The organism is Porphyromonas gulae DSM 15663 (assembly GCF_000378065.1).
Taxonomy (GTDB): domain Bacteria; phylum Bacteroidota; class Bacteroidia; order Bacteroidales; family Porphyromonadaceae; genus Porphyromonas; species Porphyromonas gulae.
The window spans coordinates 44,559-57,504 of record NZ_KB899162.1; the positions used below are offsets into that span (position 1 = coordinate 44,559).

Here is a 12,946-nt window from a genome sequence, read left to right on the forward strand (position 1 = left end):
GCACTAAGAGAATAGATCTCGGAAAGTATTTTTTTACAATAACGTATTACAATGGAAGAGGTAATCCTTCGCATCGTAAAGCGTGATGGTCATGTGCAGTCGTTCGATCCGGAGAAAATCCGTCAGGCGATAATCAAGGCTTATCGCGCAGGGGGTGTGCACGAAGAAGCTGCACGTATCGACAATATTGTCCAGTCCGTAACCGATTTTGCCCGTCAGAGCGGTGAGCTTGTCACCGTGGAGCAAATACAGGATCGTGTCGAGGAGGAACTGATGCGTTTGAATCCTTTTATAGCCAAGAAATATATCATCTATCGTGAGTGGCGCACCGTAGAGCGTGACAAGCGTACCTCCATGAAGCATACGATGGACGGCATCGTAACGATAGAGAAGAACGATGTGAATCTGGGCAATGCCAACATGAGCTCGCATACCCCTGCAGGCCAGATGATGACTTTTGCTTCGGAAGTGACCAAGGACTATGCCAGCAAATATCTGCTTCCGCTGCGTTATAGCAGAGCGCACAGGGCAGGAGATATACATATTCATGATTTGGACTATTATCCGACGAAAACGACTACATGTGTCCAGTACGACATAGCAGACCTCTACGAACGCGGATTCCGCACTAAAAACGGCAGTATCCGTACACCGCAGAATATCCATAGCTATGCAACGCTGGCTACTATCATATTCCAGACAAATCAGAACGAACAGCATGGCGGACAAGCTATCCCGGCCTTTGATTTCTTCATGGCTCCAGGTGTGCACAAATCGTTCGTCACGCATCTCATAGAGCGTCTCCGCTTCGTGCTCGAGCTCCGGCAGCCAACCAATACCGACTTAAGTACGACTCTTCCCAAGGCTATTCGGAACCTAACGCCGCTTTTGACAGATTCACCTCAGGAGGCCGGGAGGCTATATGAGGGACTTTGTGCGGCGTCTTTTCCATTTTCGAGTACAGAGGTGGAGATCGCTCTTGCCACAGCTTTCCGAAAGACGCGTAAGGATACGCATCAGGCTATGGAAGGCTTCATTCACAACTTGAACACGATGCACTCTCGTGGAGGCAATCAGGTTGTTTTCAGCTCCATCAATTACGGCACCGATACTTCGCCCGAAGGTCGAATGGTGATGGAGGAGCTGTTACGTGCTACGGAGGAAGGTTTGGGGCATGGCGAAGTACCCATCTTCCCGATTCAGATCTTCAAAGTCAAAGAGGGGATCAACTATTCCGAAGCGGATGTAAAGTTGGCATTGGAAAACTTCGATGACGCGATCGCCGGTAAGATTCTTTTCTCTGCTCCGAACTTCGATTTGCTGCTGAAGGCTTGTGCCACAACGGCCAAAGCCCTCTTCCCGAATTTCGTCTTTCTCGATACGCCATTCAATCTGCATGAGGGTTGGCGAGCAGACGATCCCAAACGTTATCTGCAAGAGGTGGCTACCATGGGTTGTCGTACGAGAGTATTTGACAATGTAAACGGACCGAAGTCATCGATCGGACGAGGCAATCTCTCTTTTACCTCCATGAACCTTCCCCGTTTGGCTATCGAAGCTAGACATGAAGCAGAGGAGAACTGCCCTGATGGCGACAAGGAAACGATCCGCAGTGAAGCACGTCTTCTCTTCCTGGAGGGTGTCCGCCGAATGTCTACACTCATTGCAGACCAACTCTATGACCGCTATTGCTATCAGCGTACAGCATTAGCGCGCCAATTCCCTTTCATGATGGGGAATGATGTTTGGAAGGGTGGTGCTGCCTTACAACCGAACGAAGAAGTCGGCGATGTCATCAATTCCGGTACTCTTGGTATCGGTTTTATCGGTGGGCACAACGCGATGGTGGCCATCTATGGTGAAGGACATGCTCACAACAAGGCAGCTTGGAATACGCTATACGATGCCATTTCGGTCATGAATGATGTCGCTCAGGAGTATAAACGGAAGTATCGTCTGAATTACTCTGTTTTGGCTACTCCGGCAGAAGGTCTTTCCGGTCGTTTTACCCGAATGGATAGAAAACGCTATGGGATTATTCCCGGGGTAACGGATTTGGACTATTACGTCAATTCTTTCCATGTGGATGTTCGCGAACCGATAGGTATAGCCGAGAAGATCAAGTGCGAGGCTCCTTTCCATGCTATTACTGGTGGCGGCCACATTACTTATGTAGAGTTGGATGGCGAAGCCAAGAAGAATGTGTCCGTTATCTTGAAGATTGTCAAGATGATGAAGGACGAAAATATCGGCTATGGCTCGATCAATCATCCTGTGGACACCTGCAAGGGCTGTGGTTTCAAAGGTGTGATTTACGACAAATGTCCTGTATGCGGCAGCGATCGGATAGCTCGTCTGCGACGTATCACCGGCTATCTGACAGGAAGCCTCGATACATGGAATTCAGCCAAACAGGCCGAAGAGCACGATCGTGTAAAACACCTATAATACTTTAGAAACGCCACCAAGCGCGGGAGCAGGTGTCCGAAAGCATCGAATCATACGGCATCAGGCTGCTGAACGTCTATCGTGAAACTATTTGCGACGGACCGGGCTTGCACTATTCTATTTATTTGGCTGGTTGTCGCCACGCATGTCCCGGTTGCCACAATCCTTCCAGTTGGGATCCGGAAGCCGGTGTACTGATGACGGACTCGATCCTCGGCAATATCATCCGAGAGATCAATGCCAATCCCCTATTGGATGGGATCACACTCTCTGGAGGTGATCCCTTTTACAATCCTGCCGGACTTACCTGTCTGCTACAGAGGCTGCGTGCATCCTGTATCTTGCCGATATGGTGCTATACAGGATATACACTCGAGCAGTTGGAGGCTGATTCGATGCTTTCCGCTCCTCTTGCTTTGATCGATGTTTTGGTCGATGGCCCATTCGTGCGCGAGCTGTTCGACCCCACTTTACTATGGCGTGGCAGCAGCAACCAGCGTATTATTCGGCTGCATGAGAATTGAATTCACCATGTAAACTAAAAATGCCGGAGTAAAGTAACTAAGAGAAAAAGCACTATATTTGCAGACCTAAAACAAAAGAAACTCAACCATTTAATTCTGAGCATAGTATTATGACGAAAGCTGACGTAGTGAACGCTATTGCGAAGTCGACAGGGATTGATAAGGAAACAACCCTGAAAGTCGTGGAGTCGTTCATGGACACCATCAAAGACTCCCTTTCGGAAGGAGATAATGTATATCTCCGTGGATTTGGTAGCTTCATTGTGAAGGAAAGAGCTGAGAAGACAGCACGTAATATTTCGAAGCAGACGACTATCATCATCCCCAAAAGGAATATTCCGGCGTTTAAGCCTTCGAAAATCTTTATGAGTCAGATGAAACAAGACTAATCATAGTTTAACAATAAAACATAAAGCATTATGCCTAACGGAAAGAAGAGAAAGAGACATAAGATGGCTACGCACAAGCGTAAAAAGAGACTGAAGAAGAATCGCCATAAAAAGAAGAAATAAAAGAGACGAAAATATTCCATCTCGAATTATTCTCGGCAAATGCGGTCTGTGAGCGAGTACTTTGTGGTCTGATTTCCGTATCAGTACCGCTCCGCCCACAGGCCGTATTTGCTTACTTGTATTTATAATCATCAAGACAATCCTATCATTAAGTGAACAGCGAATTAGTAATTGACGTGAAGCCCAAAGAGGTATCTATGGCCGTCTTGGAGGATGGTAAACTCGTGGAGCTTCAACGTGAACCGCGCAATCTTTCATTTGCCGTGGGGGATATTTACCTCGGTAAAGTGAAGAAGGTGATGCCCGGTCTGAACGCTGCTTTCGTGGATGTAGGATACAAGAAGGACGCATTTCTTCATTATCTCGATTTGGGCTTGACTTTCGATGCTCAGCAGAAGATGATGGAGATGATGACAAAAAGCAAATCGATTCCATCCCTGTCCAAAGTGCCTCTCGGTAGCGACCTGCCCAAAGAAGGGAAGATCGCAGATGTACTCAAGGCCGGACAGCAGATCTTGGTGCAGATAGCCAAAGAGCCGATCTCCACTAAAGGACCACGCCTGACAGCCGAACTTTCTTTTGCCGGCCGCTCATTGGTTTTGGTACCCTTTGCAGACAAGGTGTCGGTGTCTCAGAAGATTCGTTCTGCCGAAGAACGAGCACGCCTGCGACAGTTGATTATCAGCATCAAGCCCAAGAATTTCAGTGTTATCATACGCACTTCTGCTGAAGGAAAACGGGCATCCGAATTGGACAAAGAGCTGCAGAGCCTGCTTCGTCGCTGGGACGACAATATCAAGAAACTTTTGCGAGCCAAGGCTCCGTCCATTGTTTATGAGGAAGCCAGCCGTACTTTGGGGCTCTTGAGGGACAATTTCAATCCCTCTTACCAGAGCATCATCGTCAATGACAAGGCTTTTCGGGACAGTTTGAGCGACTATGTCGAGTTGATAGCTCCGGGACGGGAGGAAATCGTGCAGTATTATCAGGGCGAACTACCCATTTTCGACCATTTTGCCATTACGAAGCAGATCAAAGCCCTCTTCGGGCGTACTGTTACGTATAAGAGTGGTGCTTATCTGATTATCGAGCAGACAGAAGCCATGCACGTGGTGGATGTCAATAGTGGAAATCGCTCGCGTGGCAGTACCGAACAGGAAGCGACGGCCGTCGATGTCAATATGGCTGCAGCCGAAGAGCTGGCCAGACAACTGCGCCTGCGCGATATGGGTGGTATCATCGTAGTGGACTTCATCGATATGAGTGAAGCCCAGCACCGTCAGCAGTTGTACGAACACATGGTCAAGTTGATGTCAGCCGACAGAGCGCGACACAATATCTTGCCATTGAGCAAATTTGGCGTTATGCAGATTACGCGCCAGCGTGTTCGTCCCGCGATGGTCATCCATACCGAAGAGTGTTGTCCCACATGTTTGGGTACCGGCAAGGTAGAATCCTCCATACTCTTCACGGATCAGTTGGAAGAAAAAGTGGCCAAAATGGTCACGGAGCACCAAGTCAAACAATTCGTTCTTCACGTACATCCATACGTGGCAGCATACCTCAAGAAAGGTTTCCTTACTTCTATCTTGAAGAAATGGAAACTCAAGTATGCCAAGGGGATCAAACTTATCCCCGATGAGAGTCTGGGATTTCTGGACTACACATTTTACGACTACGACGGCAACGAGCTGGATATTTTGGATGAATGATACAGAAATATCCTTCGCATCTGCTTGAGAAGGCGATAGACCAATTTGCTACATTGCCGGGTGTAGGGCGCAAGACAGCCCTGCGCCTGGCTTTGTACTTATTGCGCCAACCTGTGGAAAATACCCGTCAATTTGCAGCAGCCCTTGTAGATCTTCGGGAACATATTTCCTATTGCAGGCGCTGTCATAATATCAGTGATTCCGATGTTTGTACCATTTGTGCAGACCTCGCTCGGGATCAGAGTACACTCTGCGTAGTGGAGAATATCCGTGACGTTATGGCTATCGAGAATACCTCACAGTATCGAGGCTTGTATCATGTACTCGGTGGAGTCATATCTCCCATGGATGGGATCGGTCCGGGCGATCTGCAAATAGATTCTCTGGTGCATCGAGTAACATCCGAGCAGATCCGTGAGGTTATATTGGCTTTGAGTACGACTATGGAGGGTGATACTACCAACTTTTTCCTCTTTCGCAAGTTGGAGTCCACCGGCGTTCGGGTCAGTGTAATTGCTCGAGGCATTGCTATAGGCGATGAGATCGAGTATGCCGATGAGATTACTCTCGGTCGCTCTATTCTCAATCGTACCGATTTCTCCGACTCAGTCAAATTCTGATGTTCCATGACCGATCTTTTCTCTTCAGAGCGAGTACGGCTCCGAGCTCTTGAGCCGGAAGATTTGGACTTCCTCTACCTCTGGGAAAACGATGCTGAACTGCGTGAGAGCGGCAATACACTCGTACCTATAGGACGCAATCGACTGAAAGAATATATCGAAAAGAGTTCTGTGGGTCTGATGGAGTTGGGCATGATGCGTCTTGTCATCTGCCTGTCGGATGACGATAAGCCTATCGGTGCAATAGATCTGTATGAGTACGATGCCTTTCATCGACGTGTAGCCGTAGGGCTGTTCGTTATTCCCGAATACCGTCGGCAGGGAATAGCCGTCGAGTCTCTCCGCAAGATATCCCATTATGTTTTAGACTATTTACGCCTGCATCAGATTTTCGCCTATGTGCTGGAAGATAACAGGCCGAGTCGTACGCTGTTCGAAGCTGCGGGCTTCGAGCATACAGCCACCCTCCGCCAATGGATGTGGCATGCCGGCGATTATTCTGATGTATTGCTTTATCAGTTATGGAAAAGATAGTTCCCCCTGCTGTCAGAATAGAAGAACTGCGCCGCATTCTGCGTGAGCACGAATACAGGTATTACGTCCTTTCATCTCCGACTATCGATGACTTCGAGTATGACGCCATGATGAAGCAGCTTGAAGAGCTGGAACAGCAGTATCCCGAATGGGATAGTCCTGACTCACCTACACATCGTGTCGGAAGCGACAAAACGGAAGGATTCGCTTCCGTTCGCCACGACAGACCGATGCTTTCCCTTAGCAATACATACAATTACGATGAGATTGGAGGTTTTTATCGTCGCGTATCCGAAGGACTTCAGGGTGCACCTTTCGAAATCGTTGCAGAGCTGAAATTCGACGGGCTTTCCATTTCGCTTATCTACGAAGATGGTATGCTGGTGCGTGCCGTTACCAGAGGCGATGGAATAACGGGAGATGACGTAACAGCTAATGCCCGTACCATTCGATCTGTCCCCTTACGACTTAGAGGCGATGATTATCCCCATATGTTGGAAGTTCGTGGAGAGATATTGCTCCCATTCAAGGAATTCGATCGGATCAATGCCCAACGGGAAGCCGATGGGGAACCTCTATTTGCCAATCCGCGCAATGCCGCTTCCGGTACCATTAAACAGCTCGACCCCCGTATCGTATCCGGACGAAACTTGGACGCTTATTTCTACTATCTGTATAGTGATGAGCCTTTGGCTGAGAATCATTACGATCGACTGATGCAGGCGCGTCGGTGGGGATTCAAAGTCTCTGATGCCGTCACACTGTGCCGTAGTAAGGAGGATGCATATGCCTTTATCGATCGTTTCGATACCGAACGCCTGACATTGCCTGTAGCTACTGATGGTATTGTCCTCAAGGTAAATGCTCCGGCTCAGCAGGATTTGCTTGGCTTTACGGCCAAAAGTCCGCGTTGGGCTATTGCCTATAAGTATCAGGCCGAGCGAGTACGTACTCGTCTGCAACATGTAAGCTATCAAGTAGGGCGTACGGGAGCGGTCACGCCTGTGGCCAATCTCGATCCTGTACTAATATCCGGTACGGTCGTGAGGCGTGCCAGCCTGCACAATGCCGATTTTATTGCAGAGAAAGACCTTCACGAGGGAGACTTTGTCTATGTGGAAAAGGGTGGGGAGATCATTCCCAAGATAGTGGGCGTGGATACGGATGCACGTAGTATCGATGGCAGACCTATAGTTTTTACGGCACTCTGTCCCGACTGTGCTACACCGTTGGTGCGCGAACAAGGAGAAGCTGCCTACTATTGCCCGAATGCCGAGGGTTGCCCACAACAGCAGAAAGGACGGCTCGAACACTATTGCGGACGCAAGGCGGCAGACATCAATATCGGCCCGGAGACGATCGAGTTGCTTTATAGCCGTGATATGATTCGCAACGTTGCCGACTTTTATACCCTTACGGAAGAGCAGCTACTCACACTGCCCGGCTTCAAAAAGCGAGCTGCTACCAAACTTTTGGATAGCATCGAAGCTTCCAAAGCCCGTCCGTATCAGGCTATTTTGTTCGGATTAGGCATTCGCTTTGTCGGAGAAACCGTAGCAAAGAAACTTGCTGCGGTCTATCCCTCTATCGATGCCTTGGCCGCTGCGACGAGCGAGGAATTGGTGCAGATAGACGAGATCGGGGAAAGAATAGCCTCTGCTGTACTTCATTTTTTCAGCCTTCGGCAGAACAGAGAATTGGTTGAGCAACTTCGCCTGGTTGGTGTGTCGTTAGAAGCTGAGACAGTTTCCGTACCGGTTTCCGATCGTTTAGCCGGAAAAACGGTTGTTATCAGCGGTACATTTGAAAAGCATAGTCGTGATGAGTACAAAGCTATGGTGGAGGCCAATGGTGGACGTATGGCCGCATCGGTCTCCTCCAAGACCTCTTTCATTCTTGCCGGATCGGATATGGGACCGAGTAAGAGACAGAAAGCAGAGAAGCTCGGTGTGCGACTGATGAACGAAGAGGAATTTCTCCGTCTGATAGAAGAATAGGGTAGAGGGACGATGAAGATCGATTTCTTTTTGGCAGGACGGCTCTTTAGGGGCGGAGGAAAAGAGGGAAAAGGAATAGCCCCTATTGTTCGTCTCTCTGTGATCGGTATCATGCTCAGCCTGATGGTCATGCTCATTACCGTGTCGATAGCCGGTGGCTTCAAGCAAAATATCCGCAGTCTGGTATACGGCTATACGGGACATCTTTGCATAGCACCCGTGGCCGGAACTTCAGATCATTTCAATGCTCCGACCGGGATGCTTGAAGCCATAACCTCTGTCGAAGGTGTGGATCGGGTAGTATCCACGATCGAAATAACAGGTGTCGCCAAGACAGACAGTGCTTTTGCCGGTATTCTACTGATGGGGGGCGATTCACTCCGACCTCGCAATCCGCTCTTCGGTCAAATTGTTTCGGGAAATTATCCGAACTTTAGTTCTGCCGATACGGTACCCAATCCTATCCTTTTGCCACAAGCTACTGCCGACAAACTTCGTCTCAAGATCGGCGATAAGCTCCGCATCTATTTCGCCGGTGGAGAGCGAATGCGTTTGCGCGCATTCACAGTCGCAGGAGTTTATAGTGGAGGCAAAATGGACATGCCTGTTGCCTTGGCTTCTGCCGATATACTCCGCCGAGTGGGTGGGTTTGGTACTGATGACGTTAGTCGGTTACTCATTTATGCCTCCGACCCGGACGAAACAGATCTCGTTGTGACACGAGTATTCAATCGCCTTTCGGAAACGCCCTATGTCGGGGAACAACGACTGACCATGAATACGGCTACCGAACTGAATCCGATGATTATGGATTGGCTCTCTGCCTTGGACACCAATGTCGCTATCCTGCTGACGCTGATGGGATTGGTAGGAGGCTTCACGATGATAGCCGGTCTGATCGTTTTGGTCATGGACAAAACGCAGTTTATCGGCACGCTCAAAGCTTTAGGCTGCGGTGAAGGGTCGCTTCGCCACATATTCCTCTATCTGGCTATGATGCTCGTTGGTCGTGGTATGATCTGGGGCAATGTCTTGGCTCTTATACTCTGCCTCCTGCAGCAACATTTCCGCTGGCTGCGTCTCCTCGATCCTGATATTTACTACATGGACTATGTACCTATTCAAGTGGATTGGTTCGTATGGATTCTCGTTAATTTGGGTACGCTCCTTGTGACTTTCCTGATGCTCCTTGCTCCCTCGCATATAATCGCGCGAATTTCCCCTGTCAAAGCCCTTCGCTTCGAGTGATCGCTCATCATCGGGGAATAGGGGAGGGCAATTCTGTCCTTTTATAATTCCCGGTGGCTCTGCGATACCCAACTCTTTAAGCTGTAATAATTGAAAAGAGAACCATCGGTTCATTCCTCCTTTCTATGACAGGAGATGAACCGATGGTTCTCTTTTTTTCGATTCCCCGATTGGGGAGGTGTTTTCTATATTTCAGCCTTATGCCTTTGCTCTACGGCCGAGAATAATGTGGGCGAAGAAGCCTACGATGACCAAAAAAAGACCGATCATCAAACTCTTGTCGCTGATCGAATTCGTGAATGCGGGGATGGCCAGTACCAAAACGCCAACGAGCAATATGATGGCTCCCAAGTATTTTCCGATTCTTTCCATTGTGAGTATGTTCGTTTTGTTTGTTTTCGTTTTTATCTCTGCAAATAAAGTAATAATCCGCCGAATACAGAAATTATTGCACAAAAGATTCATTACTTTTGTCCGTAATCAATACGAAAAAGATGAATACTATCGGACGCTTTCTTTTTCTCATCTATTTCTGCCTGATCGGTGCTCCTCTTTTCCTCCTGCTCACTATATTGACAGCACTGACTACCACTGTAGGTTGCATGCTGGGAGGCAGTGGGATATTCAGTTATTATCCCGGGATGTTGTGGTCGCGATGCACGCTATTCCTTTTCTTGTGCCCCATTCGAGTCAGAGGGCGAGAGCATATCCCGGGTAAAGGGCCTTTCGTCGTTATGGCCAATCACCAAGGTGCCTGCGATATTTTCATGATGTACGGCTATCTCGGTATTCCTTTCAAATGGGTATTGAAAGAAGGTATTCGCAAATTACCTTTCGTCGGTTATGCATGCCGGTCGGCCGGATTCGTATTTGTCGATGATACTCGCCCTTCCTCTATCGCTCACACCATGGATCAGGCCAAGCGTGTTTTGGCGGAAGGTACTTCCATATTTATTTTTCCGGAGGGTAGTCGTACTCGCAACGGCCGTCTGGCTCGGTTCAAAAAGGGCGGTTTTCTGATGGCAGATGAGTTGGGAGTACCTATTATTCCTGTTTCCTTGGATGGCTCTTATCGTGTACTTCCACCGGGTAAACTCGTGCCGCGTCCTCATCGATTGACGCTGACTATCCATCCTCCCCTGTCCGTCTCGGATTTTGGTGAGAAGCCCTTATGTATATCTGAGGCTGTGCGTGAGACATCCAGACGAATAGCCTCTGTGCTACCGGAAGAAATAGCTGTAGCCCAATCGAAATAAATAGGTAGAGAGCCTCGTGGATCATAGCCGACTGACAGTCCAAGGAGTCACGACAGATTTCAAACGTATCGGAAATCCTGAGCGTGCCGGACAGATGCAGCGGTTTTTCAAGACTGCTCCGGGCGAATATGCTGAGGGCGATCTTTTCCTCGGAATATCCGTTCCCGATATTCGCGCTTACGAGAAGGCTCATAGACCTTGGACGGCGAAAACTCTCGCCCTTTTGTTAGAAAGGCCTTATCACGAGGTGCGGCATCTCGCACTTATCAGCATGACCGAACTATACAGACGTACTCGGTCGGAAGAAGTGCGGGAGGAACTATTAGCTACCTATCTGAGCCATACGACTATGATCAATAACTGGGATTTGGTCGATGTTTCTGCACCCGGAATAGTGGGCGAATATGTGCATGCTCATCCCATCGAAGGTAATGCCTTGCTGGATAGATTGGCCGATTCAAGTTTGTTGTGGGAGCAACGAATAGCGATGGTAGCCAATTGGCGACTGATCCGATACGGAGAGTACGAAGCCACCACTCGTATTGCTGAGCGACTGCTCCACCATCCGCACGACCTGATTCATAAAGCAGTAGGTTGGATGCTGCGTGAGATGGGCAAAAAACAGGAATCTCTTCTGTTTGCTTTCCTTGACAAACATGCCGCCACTATGCCACGGACAGCTCTCCGCTATGCCTTAGAAAAGCTCCCGTCCGATCTCCGCTCTTACTATCTGACCAAAGGGAAATAATCAGACATATACAGTATCTATAACCTTTCTGTTTTTATTTTTGGTGGAGCCACAGCGACTTGTGGAATGAAGAATAAGCCGAGCGAAATAACAGACCAAATAGAAATCAAAAAGAAAAGGGACTGTGTCAAAATTCATTTTTGGCTCAGCCTCCTTTTTTTATTCCTCATTCAACAACAAAGCCCCAACTTTCACAAGCTAGGGCTTCATTCGTTCACTAAGTTTGAGTAACTTAGCAAATATCAATTATTCAATGAGTACAAAGTTACACTTTCGTCCTTACATATCCGACCCCATCCTGCTCTTTCCTCCGGAACTTGGTCAAGATATTGATGTCAACGACCCTGTACGCTTGGTCAACAGCATTGTGGATACGCTGAAATTAGAATCAATCCGAGGTCTCTATCACGTTCGTGGGCGCAGTGCTTATCATCCACGCATGATGCTCAAGGTGCTCCTCTATGCCTATATGAACAATGTCTATTCTTGTCGCAAGATCGAGCAAGCCTTGCGTCGGGATATCCACTACATTTGGCTCTCGGGATACGAAAAGCCTGATTTCGCCACGATCAATCGCTTTCGCAATCGGATGAAGACAGAGATCAACAAGCTCTTCACACAGCTGGTTCTACTGCTGAGTGATCGCGGCTTCTTGAGCTTGGATGTGTCTTACATAGATGGCACTAAGCTCGAGTCTAAAGCCAATAAATATACCTTTGTCTGGCGCAAGAGTGTCGAGCGCAATAAGGCTAAACTTGAAGAGAAAATTAAGGTATTGCTTGAGCAGGTGGACGATGTCATCGCCCAAGATCAAGAGTCCCTTGAAGAGGTTGTCGAGCTTTCTCCGGAACTTCTGGGCGAGATAGCCCAAGAGCTGAATACCTCACTCGAGATCAAGCAAGCAGAGGCTAAGAGTAAAGAAGAAAAGGCAGAGGTACGCAGAGGCGTAAGAGGCAACTCAAAGAACTGAACGAACATCGCGCTAAATTGGCTCATTACAATGCCCGCTTGAAGAGAATCGGGATACGTAATTCGATGTCTAAGACCGATCCCGATGCGACGTTTATGCGCATGAAGGAGGATGCGATGAACAACGGCCGGACTAAGCCCGGATACAATTTGCAGATAGCCAGCAATGAGCAATTCATTACGGCCTTTGACTTCTTCTCCAACCCCACCGATACACTGACCTTGCCAGCCTTTCTATCCTCAATACAGGAGCGTTATGGATATTACCCACAAACGGTAGTGGCCGATGCAGGCTATGGTTCGGAGGAAAACTATCATTTGATGCAGCAGCTTGATTGTCAGGCTTATGTCAAGTATAATCGTTTTCACCTGGAGCAA

Annotated in this window: 11 protein-coding genes and 1 pseudogene; 11 read left to right on the plus strand and 1 reads right to left on the minus strand. The window is 48.4% G+C overall.

The window, feature by feature from the left end; all coding sequences use genetic code 11:
* Window positions 1–51 precede the first annotated feature (51 nt).
* From F452_RS0106115 to F452_RS0106150, 8 genes are all read left to right on the plus strand, one after another.
* Window positions 52–2,448, plus strand: a complete 2,397-nt coding sequence (locus tag F452_RS0106115; protein WP_018965347.1) for an anaerobic ribonucleoside triphosphate reductase — start codon at window positions 52–54, stop codon at window positions 2,446–2,448.
* Between the two features lie 32 nt (window positions 2,449–2,480).
* Window positions 2,481–2,972, plus strand: a complete 492-nt coding sequence (gene nrdG, locus F452_RS0106120) for an anaerobic ribonucleoside-triphosphate reductase activating protein (RefSeq protein WP_018965348.1) — start codon at window positions 2,481–2,483, stop codon at window positions 2,970–2,972.
* Between the two features lie 110 nt (window positions 2,973–3,082).
* On the plus strand, window positions 3,083–3,361 hold the full coding sequence (locus tag F452_RS0106125; protein WP_004584585.1) for an HU family DNA-binding protein: 279 nt from the start codon (window positions 3,083–3,085) through the stop codon (window positions 3,359–3,361).
* A gap of 320 nt (window positions 3,362–3,681) precedes the next feature.
* Window positions 3,682–5,196: an Rne/Rng family ribonuclease gene (locus tag F452_RS0106130; protein WP_018965349.1), complete on the plus strand. Its 1,515-nt coding sequence runs from the start codon at window positions 3,682–3,684 to the stop codon at window positions 5,194–5,196.
* On the plus strand, window positions 5,193–5,816 hold the full coding sequence (gene recR, locus F452_RS0106135) for a recombination mediator RecR (RefSeq protein WP_018965350.1): 624 nt from the start codon (window positions 5,193–5,195) through the stop codon (window positions 5,814–5,816). The genes F452_RS0106130 and recR overlap by 4 nt, the downstream gene beginning before the upstream one ends.
* Before the next feature lie 6 nt (window positions 5,817–5,822).
* Complete coding sequence (locus F452_RS0106140) at window positions 5,823–6,350, plus strand: GNAT family N-acetyltransferase (protein ID WP_018965351.1); 528 nt, start codon at window positions 5,823–5,825, stop codon at window positions 6,348–6,350.
* Window positions 6,338–8,347, plus strand: coding sequence for an NAD-dependent DNA ligase LigA (ligA, locus tag F452_RS0106145; RefSeq protein WP_018965352.1), 2,010 nt, complete (start codon window positions 6,338–6,340; stop codon window positions 8,345–8,347). Before F452_RS0106140 ends, ligA begins: the two co-directional genes overlap by 13 nt.
* 12 nt (window positions 8,348–8,359) lie before the next feature.
* On the plus strand, window positions 8,360–9,595 hold the full coding sequence (locus F452_RS0106150) for an ABC transporter permease (RefSeq protein WP_018965353.1): 1,236 nt from the start codon (window positions 8,360–8,362) through the stop codon (window positions 9,593–9,595).
* A gap of 198 nt (window positions 9,596–9,793) precedes the next feature.
* Here F452_RS0106150 and F452_RS10765 read toward each other — a convergent pair whose 3' ends face one another.
* Window positions 9,794–9,967 carry a hypothetical protein gene (locus F452_RS10765; protein WP_230587215.1) on the minus strand — a complete coding sequence of 58 codons (174 nt, stop codon included), beginning with the start codon at window positions 9,965–9,967 and terminating at the stop codon, window positions 9,794–9,796.
* Between the two features lie 122 nt (window positions 9,968–10,089).
* Between F452_RS10765 and F452_RS10770 the strand changes: the two genes are divergently transcribed.
* From F452_RS10770 to F452_RS10775, 3 genes and pseudogenes are all read left to right on the plus strand, one after another.
* Window positions 10,090–10,851, plus strand: coding sequence for a lysophospholipid acyltransferase family protein (locus F452_RS10770; protein WP_018965355.1), 762 nt, complete (start codon window positions 10,090–10,092; stop codon window positions 10,849–10,851).
* A gap of 16 nt (window positions 10,852–10,867) precedes the next feature.
* Window positions 10,868–11,599 carry a DNA alkylation repair protein gene (locus tag F452_RS0106165; protein ID WP_018965356.1) on the plus strand — a complete coding sequence of 244 codons (732 nt, stop codon included), beginning with the start codon at window positions 10,868–10,870 and terminating at the stop codon, window positions 11,597–11,599.
* 253 nt (window positions 11,600–11,852) lie between these two features.
* Window positions 11,853–12,946 (plus strand): annotated as a pseudogene (locus tag F452_RS10775) (IS1182 family transposase); the annotation flags it as partial.

What these genes read in the sequence shown, in the direction of transcription:
- F452_RS0106115 (WP_018965347.1), top strand. Translation starts at nt 52, where the DNA reads ATGGAAGAGGTAATCCTTCGCATCGTAAAGCGTGATGGTCATGTGCAG.
- F452_RS0106125 (WP_004584585.1), top strand. Translation starts at nt 3,083, where the DNA reads ATGACGAAAGCTGACGTAGTGAACGCTATTGCGAAGTCGACAGGGATT.
- F452_RS0106130 (WP_018965349.1), top strand. Translation starts at nt 3,682, where the DNA reads ATGGCCGTCTTGGAGGATGGTAAACTCGTGGAGCTTCAACGTGAACCG.
- recR (WP_018965350.1), top strand. Translation starts at nt 5,193, where the DNA reads ATGATACAGAAATATCCTTCGCATCTGCTTGAGAAGGCGATAGACCAA.
- F452_RS0106140 (WP_018965351.1), top strand. Translation starts at nt 5,823, where the DNA reads ATGACCGATCTTTTCTCTTCAGAGCGAGTACGGCTCCGAGCTCTTGAG.
- ligA (WP_018965352.1), top strand. Translation starts at nt 6,338, where the DNA reads ATGGAAAAGATAGTTCCCCCTGCTGTCAGAATAGAAGAACTGCGCCGC.
- F452_RS0106150 (WP_018965353.1), top strand. Translation starts at nt 8,360, where the DNA reads ATGAAGATCGATTTCTTTTTGGCAGGACGGCTCTTTAGGGGCGGAGGA.
- F452_RS10765 (WP_230587215.1), bottom strand. Translation starts at nt 9,967, where the DNA reads ATGGAAAGAATCGGAAAATACTTGGGAGCCATCATATTGCTCGTTGGC.
- F452_RS10770 (WP_018965355.1), top strand. Translation starts at nt 10,090, where the DNA reads ATGAATACTATCGGACGCTTTCTTTTTCTCATCTATTTCTGCCTGATC.